The 15,518-nt window shown below is 65.0% G+C and carries 16 protein-coding genes, 1 other RNA gene and 2 pseudogenes; 9 read left to right on the top strand and 10 right to left on the bottom strand.

Annotated features, from left to right (window positions below):
* The first annotated feature begins 1 nt into the window (after position 1).
* The gene (locus tag LN450_RS06765) at positions 2-637 is read left to right on the top strand and encodes an FMN-binding negative transcriptional regulator (protein WP_011347023.1); all 636 of its coding nucleotides are present in this window, start codon (positions 2-4) and stop codon (positions 635-637) included.
* A gap of 140 nt (positions 638-777) precedes the next feature.
* Here the strand turns inward: LN450_RS06765 and LN450_RS06760 are convergent.
* From LN450_RS06760 to LN450_RS06745, 4 genes and pseudogenes are all read right to left on the bottom strand, one after another.
* A pseudogene (locus tag LN450_RS06760) lies at positions 778-1,007 on the bottom strand (hypothetical protein).
* Positions 974-1,687, bottom strand: a complete 714-nt coding sequence (locus tag LN450_RS06755) for a response regulator (RefSeq protein WP_014089852.1) — start codon at positions 1,685-1,687, stop codon at positions 974-976. The pseudogene LN450_RS06760 and the gene LN450_RS06755 overlap by 34 nt, the downstream one beginning before the upstream one ends.
* Before the next feature lie 372 nt (positions 1,688-2,059).
* Positions 2,060-2,929 (bottom strand): hypothetical protein, encoded by an 870-nt coding sequence (locus LN450_RS06750; protein WP_039417640.1) that lies wholly within the window; start codon positions 2,927-2,929, stop codon positions 2,060-2,062.
* Positions 2,930-3,097: 168 nt separating this feature from the next.
* The gene (locus LN450_RS06745; RefSeq protein WP_039417641.1) at positions 3,098-3,808 is read right to left on the bottom strand and encodes a hypothetical protein; all 711 of its coding nucleotides are present in this window, start codon (positions 3,806-3,808) and stop codon (positions 3,098-3,100) included.
* 52 nt (positions 3,809-3,860) lie between these two features.
* On the opposite strand from LN450_RS06745, the pseudogene LN450_RS06740 reads away from it, so the two are divergent.
* Positions 3,861-4,049 (top strand): annotated as a pseudogene (locus LN450_RS06740) (hypothetical protein); the annotation flags it as partial.
* Between the two features lie 11 nt (positions 4,050-4,060).
* On the opposite strand, the gene LN450_RS06735 reads toward LN450_RS06740, so the two are convergent.
* The 5 genes from LN450_RS06735 to LN450_RS06715 are packed head-to-tail and all read right to left on the bottom strand — an operon-like array spanning position 4,061 to position 6,620.
* Positions 4,061-4,534 (bottom strand): hypothetical protein, encoded by a 474-nt coding sequence (locus tag LN450_RS06735; RefSeq protein WP_011347018.1) that lies wholly within the window; start codon positions 4,532-4,534, stop codon positions 4,061-4,063.
* Positions 4,535-4,795: a hypothetical protein gene (locus tag LN450_RS06730; RefSeq protein WP_008576302.1), complete on the bottom strand. Its 261-nt coding sequence runs from the start codon at positions 4,793-4,795 to the stop codon at positions 4,535-4,537.
* A gap of 46 nt (positions 4,796-4,841) precedes the next feature.
* Positions 4,842-5,459: a DUF2589 domain-containing protein gene (locus LN450_RS06725; RefSeq protein ID WP_003485902.1), complete on the bottom strand. Its 618-nt coding sequence runs from the start codon at positions 5,457-5,459 to the stop codon at positions 4,842-4,844.
* A gap of 51 nt (positions 5,460-5,510) precedes the next feature.
* The gene (locus LN450_RS06720) at positions 5,511-6,041 is read right to left on the bottom strand and encodes a DUF2589 domain-containing protein (protein WP_011347017.1); all 531 of its coding nucleotides are present in this window, start codon (positions 6,039-6,041) and stop codon (positions 5,511-5,513) included.
* A gap of 42 nt (positions 6,042-6,083) precedes the next feature.
* A complete protein-coding gene (locus LN450_RS06715) occupies positions 6,084-6,620 on the bottom strand; it encodes a glycoside hydrolase family 108 protein (protein ID WP_008576306.1) in 537 nt (178 codons plus the stop codon).
* A 155-nt stretch (positions 6,621-6,775) separates the two neighbouring features.
* Between LN450_RS06715 and can the strand changes: the two genes are divergently transcribed.
* The 5 genes from can (at position 6,776) to LN450_RS06690 (ending at position 13,092) form a co-directional block, all read left to right on the top strand.
* A complete protein-coding gene (gene can / locus LN450_RS06710; protein WP_011347016.1) occupies positions 6,776-7,438 on the top strand; it encodes a carbonate dehydratase in 663 nt (220 codons plus the stop codon).
* Positions 7,439-7,524: 86 nt separating this feature from the next.
* A complete protein-coding gene (locus LN450_RS06705) occupies positions 7,525-8,055 on the top strand; it encodes a 3-hydroxyanthranilate 3,4-dioxygenase (protein ID WP_008576309.1) in 531 nt (176 codons plus the stop codon).
* A gap of 12 nt (positions 8,056-8,067) precedes the next feature.
* Positions 8,068-10,248, top strand: coding sequence for an FUSC family protein (locus LN450_RS06700; RefSeq protein ID WP_039417635.1), 2,181 nt, complete (start codon positions 8,068-8,070; stop codon positions 10,246-10,248).
* 33 nt (positions 10,249-10,281) lie between these two features.
* Positions 10,282-11,553, top strand: a complete 1,272-nt coding sequence (gene kynU / locus LN450_RS06695; protein ID WP_011347013.1) for a kynureninase — start codon at positions 10,282-10,284, stop codon at positions 11,551-11,553.
* A gap of 171 nt (positions 11,554-11,724) precedes the next feature.
* Entirely contained in the window at positions 11,725-13,092 is a 1,368-nt protein-coding gene (locus tag LN450_RS06690) for an FAD-dependent oxidoreductase (protein ID WP_011347012.1), read from the top strand.
* Between the two features lie 34 nt (positions 13,093-13,126).
* On the opposite strand, the gene LN450_RS06685 is transcribed toward LN450_RS06690, so the two are convergent.
* Positions 13,127-13,203, bottom strand: a non-coding RNA gene (locus tag LN450_RS06685) — sX9 sRNA.
* Positions 13,204-13,350: 147 nt separating this feature from the next.
* On the opposite strand from LN450_RS06685, the gene sbcB reads away from it, so the two are divergent.
* Both sbcB and LN450_RS06675 read left to right on the top strand, forming a co-directional pair.
* Entirely contained in the window at positions 13,351-14,796 is a 1,446-nt protein-coding gene (sbcB, locus tag LN450_RS06680; protein WP_011347011.1) for an exodeoxyribonuclease I, read from the top strand.
* Positions 14,793-15,479: a DUF2461 domain-containing protein gene (locus LN450_RS06675; RefSeq protein WP_011347010.1), complete on the top strand. Its 687-nt coding sequence runs from the start codon at positions 14,793-14,795 to the stop codon at positions 15,477-15,479. The genes sbcB and LN450_RS06675 overlap by 4 nt, the downstream gene beginning before the upstream one ends.
* The last annotated feature ends 39 nt before the right edge of the window (positions 15,480-15,518 follow it).

Genomic DNA, 15,518 nt, shown 5'->3' with positions numbered 1-15,518 from the left:
CATGTACGCCCCGCGCGCATTTGCGCAGACCGATCTGGCCTTGCTGGACTGGCTGTTCGCGCGCGATGCGTTCGTCACCCTGATCAGCCAGGACGAGGACAGGCAGCCGGCGATCTCGCACCTGCCGGTGCTGTATCAGCGCGATGGCCAGGATGTCGTGATCGAAGGCCATTGGGCACGCCCCAATCCGCAGGCGCGCACTGCTGGCGACGCGGTCATGGTGTTGCAGGGCCCGCATGCCTATGTCTCGCCCACCTGGTACCTGGACAAAAACGCAGCTGCGCGTGTGCCCACCTGGAACTACGCCGTTGCGCACCTGCATGGACGCTGCAACCAGGTGAGCGATGAAAACGCGCTGGGCAGTCTGATTGCGCGCATGAGCGCGCACTTCGAGCAGCGCGTGGGCAGCGATTGGCAGTTCGAAATGGAGCGCGACAGTCATCGCCGGCAATTGCGCGGCCTGGTCGGCTTCCGCTTCGTTCCAAGCCGCATCGAGCTCACCTTCAAGCTGAGCCAGAACCACCCGGCCGGCAATCAACGCAGTGTCGCCCAGTTCCTGACGCAGCAAGCCGACCAAGACGCGCACGCCATCGCAGCATTGATGCAGGCGGCGCTGGATGTCGATACGACGCGCTGAGGCGGCCGCTTCGTACCCCGAACGGCTAGTCACCAAACGGCTGGGGCGCGTCGGCCACACTGCGGCCGACGCCTGCATCGGCCCGCGCACAGGTCATTGCAGGTGTCTCCCACTTCGTAAGGAATTGCCCTTCGCGACGCTCATGGCATGAGCAGTAGTTTGCCGGTGCGGTCATGTTCGAGCATTCGCTCCAGCCGTTGAATCGACTCCAAATTGCCGCCTCGCGCGCCGGCAACGGCACCATTGCCGGCCTTGGACAGCGCGCCAGCCAGATCGGCGCTTTTGGCGCTCAGAAATGTGCCGACGTCGATGTACCGCAGTGCATGCCGACACGCCTCAGCCGGCACGGCGCATGTGCTGCGCTACGCAGCCATCGGATGACTCACTGTTACCGTCGATTGCAGCTTCAAGCGGAGAAAGGCCCTGGGCGATCGCATAACGGGTCAGCTGAGCGATGCTTTGGATATTGAGCTTCAACATGCAGTTTTCGCGATGCGTCCCCACCGTCTTCACGCTCAGGTGCAAGCGGTTGGCGATCTGCCTGGTGGACAGGCCTTCCGAATAGAGCTGCACGATTTCGCGCTCGCGTGAGGTGAGTCGGGTGTAGGCCGAATCGGCCTTGGCGGCTCGACGCAGCCCGGCGATCAGCGAACGCGACATCTGCGGGCTGATGTAGGTCTGATCCTGGATGACGCATTGAATTGCCCGCAGCAATTCGGCAAAACGGCTGGTTCGCGCCAGATATGCTTTGGCGCCAGCTTCGAAGACTGCGCTGGCCTGGGTACAGGCATCGGACGGAGCGATACAGATTGCCCGGCTGTTGGGGCTGCGCTGCATCAAGCGCCGCGTCAGATCGATACCATTGAGGCCGGGTAGGAGCACATCCACCAGAACGATATCAGGGCGCTCTCTGGCGGCGATCTGAAGACATGCCAGCCCGTCTTCTGCATGGCCTACCACTTCGATACCGGGAACCTTTTGCAGCAAAGCGACCATCCCTTCCACAAGGATGGTGCGATCGGCAGCGACGACGATACGTGTCTTCATCATACCCTCTGGTGCACGAATGGGGACCGCGCTGTGCAGCGGCTTGCACGCGGCGCGCTGCAGCGAATCGGCAGATGCTCGGCAGGAGCACTTGAGCGAGCTTGTCACACGCTTATCTCCGGGCCATCGGTCTTGAACTGATTTGGCGAGCATCAGATGCTGGTATCGACAACGCCGCTAATGTCGCTGAGGCGCCGTGTCGGGTGCGCCTGCCTGAAGCGTGTTACGCAATTTGCGCCGACGCCGAAGCGAGCTATGCCGCACAACGCGAAAGCGTGCTGCCACCTGATGTCCGGCAGGCCGTGCCAAACCGCACTCTACGGACGGGCAAAAAAGGGCGCACGCGCGTGTTGAGCGCATTTCATGCGCGAACGATCAGGACTCGTCTGACATCATCTGCCTGGCAAGGCCGGTCAGTTGCTGGCGCACCTGATCCAGGCGCGGATCGGCCTGCATCTCACGCTGCAGGTCCAACAGACCCGCGGCAAGTTCGCCACGGGCGCGGATGCTTTCGGATTCGGCCGACGCACGCTGCGACTGGATCGCGGCAGCGGCTTGTTGGCCGGAATCGCCGCGCACGACCGTTTCCATGACCTCGACCATGCGTTGCAGCAGGCGATACACCGCGCTTGCCGAGAAGCCGCCCATCATCGCCAGTGCGGGCTTTCCGAACGCGCCCAGGCTGCTGTCAGCAAAAAGATTCTCCGGCAGCAACTCCACCAGGATCAGGCCAGCGATGAGACCGAGGATCATGCGCGCGGCATAGGAGGAATCGAAGCGCGGATCGTATGTTGCGTCGGCAACGTAACGATGGGCTTGGAACAACGCGGAAAACGCTGCACCGAGTCCGGCACAGGCCAGGATGAACATCACATTCCAGCCCAGCGTGCTCCCCGAGGAAGCGAGGAAGCCCAGCGTGATGTTGTGCTCGTTCACCAGGCTGGACATTGCCAGACCGACCACTGAGGCCAGGCAACCGACCGAGGTCAAGGTCAAGGTGCGGATCAACGGAATCGGCCCCAGCCAGCGCAACCAGCCACCGCGCAGGCGCTCGCGCTCGATCAGCACCACCGCCTGCGGCGTTGCCGGCTGGATCGCACGCACCAGCTGTCGGTGCAGACCGGCCAATTCGCGCGCGCCGGATTCGCCGTGCAAGGAGGCGCCAGGCATCACGCGCAGCTCTGCCAGCCGGCCAGGCAGATCGGGAGACATCGCCAGACCTTGCTTCAGTGCGTAGGACACCATCGCCCGGCATTCGAGCTCCAGTTGTTCGAGCACGCTGGAAAATGCCGGCCCGCCGAAATCCGCCGGCGGGACCGGCTGGGCCACTGCGCGTCGTCGTAGGCCGGCGCGCCGACTGGCTCGCTTCCACATAAATGACGTCCTTACTGGCAGCCACGCGGCTACGACACCTCAAGGCATCCGCTCGAACAGCGCCGTCTCTCGCTGTCCCTTCAACAGCAATGCAAGCTCGGCACTGCCATCTGCACGAACCTGCAGACTGGCCTGGGCATCGCTGAGCTGACGGCAATAGCCTCTATCGTTGGCCACGACCCAGGCATTCAACGCACCTGCTGCACGCCCGGCATAGCGCAATTCCACCTGGCAATCCCGTGGAGCACCGTAACGCAGGCGACCGAGCACGTCGCCGGGACGGATCGTGGTCGCCACGATTTCCAGCTGGGCGGAGATCAGCCCCGCCCCACGCCAGCGCCCGGCTTCGGCCAATCCAGCACTGCTCTGACTCAGGGCGACGACGAGCGGCGAGGCGCTGCCAGACAAGGTGAGCTGCATCCCGTGCGCCCCACCCTCTGCGATCTGGAGTTGGGCAAGCCCGCCGGTCAGCGCCTCGCAGAACTTGCCGCCATTGCGCGACAGCAAACCATACCCGTCCGGCTGCGCGCGCAACTCGAGCGCGCAATTGTAGGGAGGCCCGAATCGCAGATCCGCCACCTGGGTACCCTCGCCTCCAGCCGCGCGCGCACTCAGACGGACGTAGACCGGCCCAGCACTGCCGCTGGCGGACAGGATGCCGCGCCAGTCACCAGCCGGAATCCCGCCCGCCGGAGCTGCCTGCGCTGCGGTCAGCGATACACACAAGGCAAGTGCCGAGGTGATGCGCAAAATGTGATGTCGATAGCGATGTTGACCAGCCATGAAAAAGCTCCGATAAGAAATTGGAAAGCATGGAGAGATCGATCACGCTGCCGCTCAGCACACCGAACGCAGCGATAACCAGAACAACGACCAGGCAGATGACGAAGCTGGATCGCAGCTTGCGCCGGGACTGCCGACAGAGATCTGCATGCAAGGCGGCCACATCGGTTCCCAGCCGCTCGGCGAGCGCCCGGGCATCGGCATCCGACAGCAGCAGCCTCACCGCAGCGCTCCTGGATCGGATAGTGGCACGTCCATGAACGGGTGCAGCGTCCACTCCTTCAGTGCGACACCATCGAACCAAAGCACGCCACGCGGACGCTCGGCTCCTTGATAGCTGATCTTCAGCGTATGCCCAGGCGTACGGCCATCTGGCGGCGCAAGACGCAATGCCAACCCGGGTGCACCGTCGGCCTGCGTGACCGGCTCGATCTGCACTTGCAGCGTCAACGAAAGCTCGCTGATTTGCTGCAGCCGCAGCGCACGCAATTGGCATACAGGAATGGAGAACAGGGTTGCCGTTTCGGCCTGCGCCGTTTGCTCTGCATCCATGCACTGCACCCACAGGTCGCATGCGGCCGCCGCGGCATTTACGACTGCAGCGTGCCGCTGGCGGCACCGCTGTTGCGCGCGTCGGACGGCCTGGTCGAGCAGCTCCACGAAGGTGTCGAGGCAATAGCTCGCACGTGCCATCTATGCCTCCGTCAGCCAGACCGGCTTGCGCTTGAACCCGACGTGGTAGCACAGCCATTGCAGCACGACCTGGTGCTCGCCCAACTGCAGGATATTGAAGCTCTTCTCGATTCCGAGAATTGCCCCCCTGGGCGCTTCGCTGAGGCAGCGATTGAGCAACTGCTGCGCGGCTTCGACCTGCTCGGCAGTCTGCATTTTTGCCGGGTTGTCGCTGCCGACGACGATGCGCTTGATGAAACTGACTTCTGAAAAATCCATCATCGGCAACGACTCGGGTTAGGGGAAAGTACGGGACGCACTAGCGACGTTACGGCACCGGCACAGGTGCGGTGACTTTGCGTGGGGCCGCAGCGGTCTGCAGGATGTCGAGCACACGCGACAGGCCTTCGGGCGTGCCGCGATCTTCGGCGTGCAGCGCGACGTGATACTTTGCCGAGTTATCCGAAGAGCGGGTATTTTCCTTGTGGCTGGACACGGAGCCCTGCACGTTGACCTTGGCCTTGAAGACGCCCCAGCCGACGCTGGCTTCCAGATCCACCTTGAGGCTCTTGTCTTCGGCTTCCTTTTCCGAGAACGAGGATTTGACTTCCATATCGAAGGTGACGTCCACGGTCTGAATGCTCAGGTTGGGGACGTTGACGAGGGTCAACAGCGGTACAACGATCTCGACTTCTTCCTCTGCCATGCCGGTACCGCTAGGGTCTTCGACCGGGCGCTTGAATTTGAACTGCGCGGTGCGCGTGCCGCCGTTCCCGTTGGGATCGGCAGGGTCGGTCGGCGGCAGAAAGCCGATGACCTTGATGAAGTCGGCGGTGGCCCGTGCCAGCATGACCTGCGCATCGCAGGCTGCACGCAGCGGAGCGCCGATCAGGTCTGCCATCGGCAGGCCCTTGAACTGGTCGGACATGTTGACGATATCGCTCATGATGTTCTCCTGAAGAACGGTTGTTTAAGAAGAAAGCGATGACGGCGGGCGTTACTCTCCCTTGACCGTCTTGAACACACCTTGCGACTGCGCAAGGCGATTGATGAGACGTGCCACGCCCTCGGTCGGCTCGCTGCCTTCCACGCGCAACACGACGTGCACCGCACTGTTTCGTGCATTTTTTGCGTTGGAGCCGAGATCGATGCCAATCTGGCCTGGCAGCGCCGGCGGCTTGGGATGCCAGTCCTCGACGACGGATGGAACCGCCAACGCATCCGGCACGCCTGCTTCGTCCAGCTCGCTGAGTTCACCGAGCTGTGCATCGAAACTGATCTCTACATCCTTGATCCGCAGGACGTTGGACGACACCAGCGGCAACAGCGGTGCCCGATACAGGTCTTCGTCGTTCTCACCCGCTTCCGGGTGCTGCGACGGCAAGCGGATCAGGACGCTTCTAGGACGGTTGTCTTCGTCGAAGAACGCACCCAGGTTGGCCATCTGGTGTTGCTCGATCCGGTCCTGGGCGTCGATGACCGCGCCAGCCAGTGCTTCGATCAGATCATTGAGGGATATCTGCGCCATGTCGGGCTCGTCGGTAGGAAGTGTCGCTGGGCCGCTGCCGGCTCAGACCGAGTCGGGAAAGGAATCCACGCGCGCCAGCCAGCCCTTGAGAAACTTGCCAAGCGCCGGTCGCGCTGCGACGAGCCTGTGGTAATAGTCCCTGCGGCCGGCCTTGTAGCGTGCATACAGGTCTTGCTGGTTGCTGGATGCCAGCGCCGCGAAGGTGGCCGGCCCCATGCGGCCGTCAGCGACCAACTTGCCGCCGGTCTGGCTGTTGAGCACGGTCTGCAGCAGTTTGATGGCGTTGTTGCCGGCGTTGACGTAGAAGTCGAACACGATGTTGGCTAACGGCTGCAGCGCGATCTGATCGGCGCGCAGCCGGTCCCAGTACTGCGCCTTGTAGATGACCCCAGCCTGGGCGTCGGTCAACGCACGCAGGTTCGCCAGACTTGGCTCGATGCCCAGCAGGTTCTGCGCGCAGGCCTTGAAGGTCGACAGGGTGATGCCCTTGTTGGTGGCTCCGCCCGGATCGACGGGATCGTTGACGAAACCGCCTTCGTGTTTGAGCAAGGTCGGAAAGAACGCGTTGAAGTCGGCCATCGGCGCCACCTGTGGAGTTGATCGGTGGCGCCAGTTTCCCCAGGGGTGCACTGGCCGCACATCGGTCGTTCGCCGAGACCGGGAAGCCTGAAAGCTGATTCATCCTGGGCGCTCATAGAAGCCGCCACGGCCACGTTTTCTGGAATACTGCGCGCATGAACGAGCTTAACCACTTGCTTGAAAACAACCGCGCCTGGTCCGAGCGTATCCGCCGCGAGGATCCGGAATTCTTTTCCAAGCTCTCGACCCAGCAGACGCCGGAATATCTGTGGATCGGCTGCTCCGATTCGCGCGTGCCGGCCAACCAGATCATCGACATGGCGCCGGGCGAAGTCTTCGTCCACCGGAATATCGCCAACGTGGTCGTGCATACCGATCTGAATTGCCTGTCGGTGATCCAGTTCGCGGTGGATGTGCTCAAGGTCAAGCATGTGCTGGTGGTCGGCCATTACGGCTGCGGCGGCGTGTTCGCCAGCCTGACCCAGAAGCGCATGGGCCTGGTCGACAACTGGATCCGCCACGTCACCGACGTGGCCGACAAGCACGAAGCCTGCCTGCACAACGCCGGCGAGCTGTCGGTGCAGCACGCACGCCTGTGCGAGCTCAACGTGCTCGAACAAGTGGTCAACGTGTGCCGCACCACCATCGTGCACGATGCCTGGGAGCGCGGCCAGCAATTGAGCGTGCATGGCTGGGTATACAGCCTGCGCGATGGCCGCGCGCACGACCTGGGCATGTCGATCGACCGCCCCGAGTTGCTGCAGGAACGCTATGACGCAGCGCTGGCGCAGATCCAGGCCGATCGCGCCGAGCGCTGAGCCGCACGCACACCTGGCCGGCCGCAGCGTCCATCGGACGTAGGCGGCCGGCTGAGCCGGATACCTTACTTTGCCGAGGAACGTCGATGCTGATCCCGCCGATCAACCTGCACGCCTGGATCGAGGAACACCGCCATCTGCTCAAACCGCCGGTGGGCAACAAGTGCATCCAGCAGGATGGCTTCATCATCATGGTGGTCGGCGGGCCGAACGCGCGCACCGACTATCACTACGACGAAGGCCCGGAGTGGTTCTTCCAGCTCGAAGGCGAAATGGTGCTGAAGGTGCAGGACGAGGGCGTGGCGCGCGACATTCCGATCCGTGCCGGCGAAGTCTTTCTGCTGCCGCCCAAGGTGCCGCACTCGCCGCAACGCGCGGCCGGCTCGATCGGCCTGGTGATCGAACGCGAGCGCCTGCCCAACGAGCAGGACGGCCTGCAATGGTATTGCCCGCAGTGCAATCACAAGTTGTATGAAGCGATGTTTCCGCTGAAGAACATCGAAACCGACTTCCCGCCGGTGTTCGATCGCTTCTACCGTTCGCTGGCGCTGCGCACCTGTTCGCAGTGCGGGCATCTGCATCCTGCGCCCGAGCGCTATGCCACGGTCGAGGACTGACAGCGCGATGGCATGCGGCTGCGCGCAGCAGGTTTGCCGCTCGCATGCTCTGAAACCGGCACCATGCTGCGCGCACTGATCGACCTCAAACCGCGCGACGTGCCCCTGCGCGTCGCGCTGCGCAACACCGTTGCAGTCGTCCTGCCGCTGGCGATCGGCGTGGCGACCGGGCAGGTTGCCGCCGGCCTGGCGGTGTGCAGCGGCGCGCTCAATACCATGTTTTCCGACCAGCCCGGGCCGTATCGCGCGCGTCTGCAACGCATGTTGATGGCAGCCCTGGCGGCCGGCTTGGCTGCCTTGCTCGGCATCTGGGTCGGCCACAATACGCCGGCGCTGGTGCTGGCCGGCCTGTTGCTCGGCCTGGGCGGCGGCTTGCTGGTGGCGCTCGGACCGGTGGCCGCGCGGGTGGGCCTGACCAGCATGATCCTGCTGGTGGTCAGCGCAGACATGCGGCTGCCGGTGCAGCAGGCACCCGGTGTGGCGGCGCTGATCTTCGCTGGCGGACTGCTGCAGGTGGTGCTGGCGTTGGCGGCGTGGCCGCTGCAGCGTTATCGCCCGGAACGCTTTGCATTGGCAGACCTGATGCGCCAGCTGGCCGGCATCGCGCGGCAGCGCCCGGACGCCAGTGCGGCGCCGCCGGCGACGCAGGAAGTACTCGACGCGATGGTGATGCTGCACGGCGAGCATCGCTCGCGCGCGATCGCGGTGCAGAGCTTTCGCATCATCGCCGAGCTGTGCGATCGGGTGCGGCTGGAGCTGCTGTCGTTGGCCGATGCCGAGACGCGCCTGACCGACTCGCAGGCGCGACCGGCGATCGAACGCGTGCTCGAACGCAGCGCCATCGTGCTGGAACAGCTCGCGCACGCGATGACCATGGGTGAAGACCCGCAGGCCGCCAATGCCTCGATGACCGGGTTCGACGATCTGGTCGGTGCATTGGCACAGTTTCAGCACGACAACGCCGACACGCGCGAACGCCGCCTGGTGCGTGTCGCCGTCGCGCGCGCGCAAGGCCTGGGCGGCCAGCTGCGCGCGCTGATCCGCAACGCGCACTGGGCCAGCAGCCGTGGCGAAATCCAGGCGCAACTGGCCGAAGCGCGGCTGCCGTCGGCGTTGCGCCCGGCCGCGACCTGGGCCACGTTGCGCGCGAATCTGGACCTGTCGTCGGTCGCCTTCCGGCACGCGTTGCGTTGCGGCGTGTGCCTGGCGCTGGCCATCGCCTTCCAGCGCTGGCAGCAGATTCCGCACGGCTTCTGGATTCCGATGACCACCGCCATCGTGCTCAAGCCCGATTTCGGCGGCACCTTCAGCTTTGGCGCGTTGCGCGTGGCCGGCACCTTCGTCGGACTATTGCTTGCCACCTTGCTCGCGCACCTGGCCATGGACGGCGCCAGCGTCCGCATGGCCCTGCTGGCGCTGTTTTGCCTCGGGTTTCGCTTGCTGACACAGGTGAACTACGGCATCGGCGTGGCGTTTTTGACCGGCATGCTGGTGCTGCTGCTGTCCTTCGAAGGCGTTGCACCGGGCGAAGCGGTCGGCGCGCGCCTGCAGGCGACAGTGGCCGGCAGCGCGCTGGCGCTGGTCGCCTATGCGTTGTGGCCCACGCGCGAACGCCGGCAGATTCGCGCCTCGCTGGCGCACTTGCTCAGCGCATATCGCGACCATCTCCGCCATGTGCTGCTCGGCCAGATGGAGGGTCTGAGCGATACGCGTGCCGCCGCGCGTGTTGCCCGCACCAATGCGCAGGCCTCGATCGAGCGTCTTCGCGGCGAACCGCGCAGCCGCCGCAACCTGCAGGAGCTCAAGCTGGCCGAATCGCTGCTGGCCAATGGCAACCGGCTGATCCGCGCCAGCTTGTTGCTGGAAGCGGCGCTGCGCGATGGCCATCCGTTGCCCACGCTGGACGCGCTGCCCATCTTCGCGCGGCAGGCCGATGAGGCGCTGTCCGCGGTGATCGACTGCCTGCGCACTGGCGGTATTCCTGCCGCGACCACCTTGCGCAACGCCGAGCGCCAGCTTTCCGATGCGCTGGCCGCATTGCCCGACAGTTCCCCAACCACCGCCGCGCTGGCCGACACCATCGACCGCGTCACCGACAGCATCGGCACGCTCACCCACCTGCTGCGCCCTGCCCGACCGGCCTCGGCCGATGCGCCGGCCGTGCATGACGGCGTGCACGATGCGGGCAGGTAAACTGCCGCCCTGATCCGTGTTGCGAGCCCGACGATGACCGACCTGCTGTCCCGCGCCCATGCTGTCGCCCTGGATGCCGCCGACCCGCTGCGCGGCCTGCGCGATGCCTTCGTGTTCCCGCAGCACGGCGATGACGATCAGACCTATTTCGTCGGCAATTCGCTCGGCCTGCAGCCGCGTGCGGCACGTGCGATGGTGGACGAGGTGCTCGACCGGTGGGGCGCGCTGGCGGTGGAAGGTCACTTCACCGGCCCGACCCAATGGCTGACCTACCACCAACTCGTGCGCGACGGGCTGGCGCGCGTGGTCGGCGCGCAACCCGGCGAAGTGGTGGCGATGAACACCCTCAGCGTCAATCTGCATCTGATGATGGCCAGCTTCTACCGCCCCACTGCCGAGCGCGGCGCGATCCTGATCGAGGCAGGCGCATTTCCATCCGACCGCCACGCGGTGGAATCGCAGCTGCGCCTGCACGGGTTGGACCCGGCCACGCATCTGATCGAAGTGGACGCCGACGAACCCAACGGCACCGTCTCGATGACGGCCATTGCCGAAGCCATCGCGCAGCATGGCCCGCGCCTGGCCTTGGTGCTGTGGCCGGGCATCCAGTACCGCACCGGGCAGGCCTTCGACCTGGCCGAGATCGTGCGGCTGGCGCGCGCGCAGGGCGCGGCGGTGGGTTTCGATCTGGCGCACGCGGTGGGCAATCTCCCGCTGACCCTGCACGACGACGGCGTGGATTTCGCGGTGTGGTGCCACTACAAATATCTCAACGCCGGCCCCGGCGCGGTGGGCGGTTGCTTCGTGCACGCGCGGCATGCAAATAGCGACCTGCCGCGCATGGCCGGCTGGTGGGGACATGAGCAGCAGACCCGCTTCCGCATGGACCCGCAGTTCGTGCCCTCGCCCGGCGCCGAAGGCTGGCAGCTGAGCAATCCGCCGGTGCTGGCGCTGGCACCGCTGCGCGCGTCGCTGGCGTTGTTCGACCAGGCCGGCATGGCTGCGTTGCGCGCCAAATCCGAACAGCTCACCGGGCATCTGGAGCAATTGATCCACGCGCGGGTGCCGCAGGCACTACAGATCGTCACCCCGGCCGAACCTGCACGACGCGGCTGCCAGCTGTCGCTGCGGGTGGCCGGCGGACGCGCACGGGGCCGCGCGCTGTTCGAGCATCTGCACGCGGCCGGCGTGCTCGGCGACTGGCGCGAACCGGACGTGATCCGTATTGCGCCGGTGCCGCTGTACAACCGCTTCAGCGATCTGCATACCTTCGTCGAGCAGGTGGAAGCCTGGGCGGCTGCTTGAGCGCGGCAGTCTGACTGCAGTGCCACCAAAGCACTTGTACGGCACGCGGAATCGCCGCGCGCCCACGTACACTCCCAGCCCGCCCGGCGTTGCTGCCGGGGCCACCGTCGTTGCCAGTCGCTGTCTTCCCCTTTTCGCCGGCGCTGCGTCCGGCTGCTGCCGGACATTGCATTGAGCCCAGTTTCTCCGCGTTCCCTGACCCTGATCGGCGCCGGTCTGGCCGGTTGCCTGCTGGCCATCCTGCTGTCGCGTCGCGGCTGGCAGGTCACCGTATACGAACGGCGTGGCGACCCGCGCATCAAGGGCTACGAGTCCGGCCGCTCGATCAACCTGGCGCTGGCCGAGCGCGGCCGGCATGCGCTGCGCCAGGCCGGCGCCGAAGATGCGGTGATGGCCAAGGCGGTGATGATGCGTGGCCGCATGGTGCACCCAATCATCGGCCAACCGCAGCTGCAACGCTACGGGCGCGACGACAGCGAGGTGATCTGGTCGATCCACCGCGCCGCGCTGAATGTCGCGCTGCTCGACCTGGCCGAACAGGCCGGCGCGCGCGTGCATTTCTACCGCCGCCTGCATACCGTGGGCTTCGACGCCGGCTATGCGCGCTTCATCGACGACCGCGACGACCAACCGCACGAGATCCACTTTCAGAGCTTGATCGGCAGCGATGGCGCCGGCTCGGCCTTGCGCGCGGCGATGCAGCGCAAATCGCCACTGGGCGAACGCACCGAATTCCTCGATCACTCGTACAAGGAGCTGGAAATTCCGCCGCAGCCGGGCGGCGGATTCCGGATCGAAGGCAACGCGCTGCATCTCTGGCCGCGCGGGCGCTACATGTGCATTGCGCTGCCAAACGATGGCGGTACGTTCACCGTCACCCTGTTCTTGCCCAACGCCGGCGAGCCGAGCTTTGCCACCACGCGCACCGGCGATGAAGCATTGGCCTTGTTCGCACGCGATTTCCCGGACGCATTGCCGCTGATTCCGCAGCTCAGGGAGCATTGGGAAGAGCATCCGCCCGGACTGCTCGGCACGCTGACCCTGGATCGCTGGCATCTGGATGGCCGCGCATTGCTGATCGGCGACGCCGCCCATGCGATGGTGCCATTCCACGGGCAGGGCATGAATTGCGCATTCGAAGATTGCGTGGCGTTGGCAGATCAGCTGGACGCGCACGACGACCTCGCCAGCGCGTTCGCGGCCTTCGAGGCTGCGCGTCGCGACGATGCGGCCGCCATCCAACAGATGGCGCTGGAGAACTACCTGGAAATGCGCGACCGCGTCGACGACCCCGACTTCCTGCTGCAGCGCGAGCTCGAACAGAAATTGCAGGCGCGCTGGCCCACCCGCTTCGTGCCGCACTACACCATGGTGACGTTCCTGCGCACGCGCTATTCGATTGCGCTGGCGCGCAGCGAGATCCAGCGCCAGATCCTGGTGGAGGCCACGCGGGGACACCGCGATCTGTCGCGCATCGACTGGGCTGCCTTGGAAGCGGTTGTGCACGCACGCCTGGAGCCGCTGGACGGCGCGCATTGACCTCTGCGGAAGACACGGAGGACAGCCTTAGAGCGGCTAACAAAACGTAGTGAGCAGTCGTCAGGTGGGCGCAGACGGCGCGCTCAGAACCGCAGTACACGAGTGGTACATGAGGATTCCGAGCACCGGCCGCACCCGCCTGGCGGCTGCGCGGTAGTTTTGTTGGCTGCTCTTAGCGTGACGTTGCCGCGATGAGGGATACTGGGCGGCACCGGCAGCGCATACGCCGTGCGCCGCGCATCTGGATGTCGTACCCGCATGCCTGACAGCTTTCTCTTCTACGACCTGGAAACCTTCGGCCAGGATCCACGCCGCACCCGCATCGCACAGTTCGCTGCGGTGCGCACCGATGCGCAGTTGCGCGTGATCGAAGAGCCCATCAGCTTTTTCGTGCAGCCGGCCGATGATCTGCTGCCCTCGCCCTATGCCACCATGGTGACCGGCATCACCCCGCAACATGCGCTGCGCGAAGGCGTCACCGAAGCAGAGGCGTTCGCGCGCATCGCCGAACAAATGGGCCGGCCCCAGACCTGCACGCTGGGCTACAACTCGATCCGCTTCGACGACGAATTCATCCGCTGCGGCCTGTTCCGCAATTTCTACGACCCGTACGAGCGCGAGTGGCGTGGCGGTAACTCGCGCTGGGACCTGCTGGATGTGCTGCGACTGGTCCATGCGCTGCGCCCGGACGGCATCGTCTGGCCGCAGCGCGAAGATGGCGCTACCTCGTTCAAGCTGGAGCACCTGGCCGATGCCAACGATGTGCGCGAAGGCGATGCGCACGAAGCCTTGTCGGACGTGTACGCCACCATCGGCATGGCGCGCAAATTCCAGCAGCACCAGCCAAAGTTGTGGGACTACGCGCTGCGCCTGCGCGACAAGCGCTTTGCCGCCACCTTGCTGGATGTCATCGCCATGCAGCCGGTGCTGCATATCTCCCAGCGCTACCCCGCCTCGCGCCTGTGCGCCGCGGCGGTGTTGCCGCTGACGCGCCACCCGCGCATCGACAGCCGCGTGATCGTGTTCGATCTGGAGGGCGACCCGGAGGTGTTGTTGCGGCTGAGCCCCGACGATATTGCCGACCGCCTGTACATCCGCGCCGCGGATCTGCCGGAAGGCGAACAGCGCATTCCGTTGAAGGAAGTGCATCTGAACAAGTCGCCCGCGCTGGTGGCCTGGCAGCATCTGCGCGCTGCAGATTTTCAGCGCTTGGGTGTGGATCACGACGCGGTAGTGGCCAAGGCGGCACGCTTGCGCGCCTTGGGCCCTGAACTTGCCGAGAAGGTGCGCCAGGTCTACGGCAGCGAACGCGCCGCGGTAGCGGCGGTCAACGATGCCGATGCCTCGCTCTACGATGGATTTCTGGCCGAAGGCGACAAACGCCTGCTTGCACAGGTCCGCGCCAGCGCGCCGGACGAACTGGGCGCGCTGGAAGCGCGCTTTCGCGACCCGCGCCTGATCGAGCTGCTGTTTCGCTACCGCGCGCGCAACTGGCCGCAGACACTCTCGTTCGAGGAACAGGAGCGCTGGAACGTGTATCGCCGCCAGCGCCTGCTCGAAGACCGCGGCCTGGGTGAAGTCACCCTGGAGCAATACCACGCGCAGATTGCGGATTTACGGCGTACTCACTCCGACGATGCTACCAAGCAAGCCCTACTCGATCAGCTCGCCGCCTGGGGTTCGGACCTCCAACGCACGCTATGACCACCTACTTTTCCGACGCCAGCTTCAAGTTCCTGCGCGCCCTGGCCCGCCACAACGACAAGACCTGGTTCAACGACCATCGGCATCAGTATGAGGCGCATGTGCGCCAGCCGTTTCTGCAGCTGATCACCGATCTGCAGCCGGCACTGGCACAGGTCAGCGAACACTATCGCGCCGATCCCAAAACCCAGGGCGGCTCGCTGTTTCGCATCTATCGCGATGCGCGGTTTTCCAACGACAAATCGCCTTACAAGAACTGGCAAGGCGCACGCCTGTTCCATGAACGCCGCCGCCAGATGCCGGCGCCATCGTTCTATATCCACCTGCAGCCGGGCGAAAGTTTTGTCGGCGCTGGCCTGTGGCATCCGGAGCCGGACACGCAACGCAAGCTGCGCCAGTTCATTTTCGACAATCCCGGCAGCTGGAAGGCCGCCGCGCATAACCCGAAACTGCTGCGCAAATTCACCATGGACGACAGCGAAAAGCTGGTGCGCACACCGCGTGGATTTCCCAACGACTTCGAGTTCATCGACGATCTCAAGCACCGCAACTGGGCGTACCTGCGTCACCTGGACGACAGCATCATGACCGGGCCGCGACTACGCCAGACCATCGAGACGGACCTGGTGACCCTGGCCCCGTTCGTCGATTACCTGTGCGCGGCCTTGGACCTGGAATTTTGATGACACACTTGGCACGCGAATCGTGCCGCGCTGCGCCGA

This window comes from Xanthomonas euvesicatoria pv. euvesicatoria, assembly GCF_020880415.1.
GTDB classification, from domain to species: Bacteria; Pseudomonadota; Gammaproteobacteria; order Xanthomonadales; family Xanthomonadaceae; genus Xanthomonas; species Xanthomonas euvesicatoria.
The sequence above is the reverse complement of the archived record's forward strand: the minus strand, read 5'-3'. Positions and strand labels throughout refer to the sequence as shown.

Coding starts and splice junctions, on each gene's coding strand:
- LN450_RS06700 (WP_039417635.1), top strand. CDS start 8,068: ATGCGGCTGCGCGCAGCAGGTTTGCCGCTCGCATGCTCTGAAACCGGC.
- LN450_RS06715 (WP_008576306.1), bottom strand. CDS start 6,620: ATGGCCGACTTCAACGCGTTCTTTCCGACCTTGCTCAAACACGAAGGC.
- LN450_RS06705 (WP_008576309.1), top strand. CDS start 7,525: ATGCTGATCCCGCCGATCAACCTGCACGCCTGGATCGAGGAACACCGC.
- LN450_RS06675 (WP_011347010.1), top strand. CDS start 14,793: ATGACCACCTACTTTTCCGACGCCAGCTTCAAGTTCCTGCGCGCCCTG.
- LN450_RS06765 (WP_011347023.1), top strand. CDS start 2: ATGTACGCCCCGCGCGCATTTGCGCAGACCGATCTGGCCTTGCTGGAC.
- LN450_RS06725 (WP_003485902.1), bottom strand. CDS start 5,459: ATGAGCGATATCGTCAACATGTCCGACCAGTTCAAGGGCCTGCCGATG.
- LN450_RS06720 (WP_011347017.1), bottom strand. CDS start 6,041: ATGGCGCAGATATCCCTCAATGATCTGATCGAAGCACTGGCTGGCGCG.
- kynU (WP_011347013.1), top strand. CDS start 10,282: ATGACCGACCTGCTGTCCCGCGCCCATGCTGTCGCCCTGGATGCCGCC.
- LN450_RS06755 (WP_014089852.1), bottom strand. CDS start 1,687: ATGATGAAGACACGTATCGTCGTCGCTGCCGATCGCACCATCCTTGTG.
- LN450_RS06750 (WP_039417640.1), bottom strand. CDS start 2,929: ATGGTGTCCTACGCACTGAAGCAAGGTCTGGCGATGTCTCCCGATCTG.
- LN450_RS06730 (WP_008576302.1), bottom strand. CDS start 4,795: ATGATGGATTTTTCAGAAGTCAGTTTCATCAAGCGCATCGTCGTCGGC.
- LN450_RS06735 (WP_011347018.1), bottom strand. CDS start 4,534: ATGGCACGTGCGAGCTATTGCCTCGACACCTTCGTGGAGCTGCTCGAC.
- sbcB (WP_011347011.1), top strand. CDS start 13,351: ATGCCTGACAGCTTTCTCTTCTACGACCTGGAAACCTTCGGCCAGGAT.
- can (WP_011347016.1), top strand. CDS start 6,776: ATGAACGAGCTTAACCACTTGCTTGAAAACAACCGCGCCTGGTCCGAG.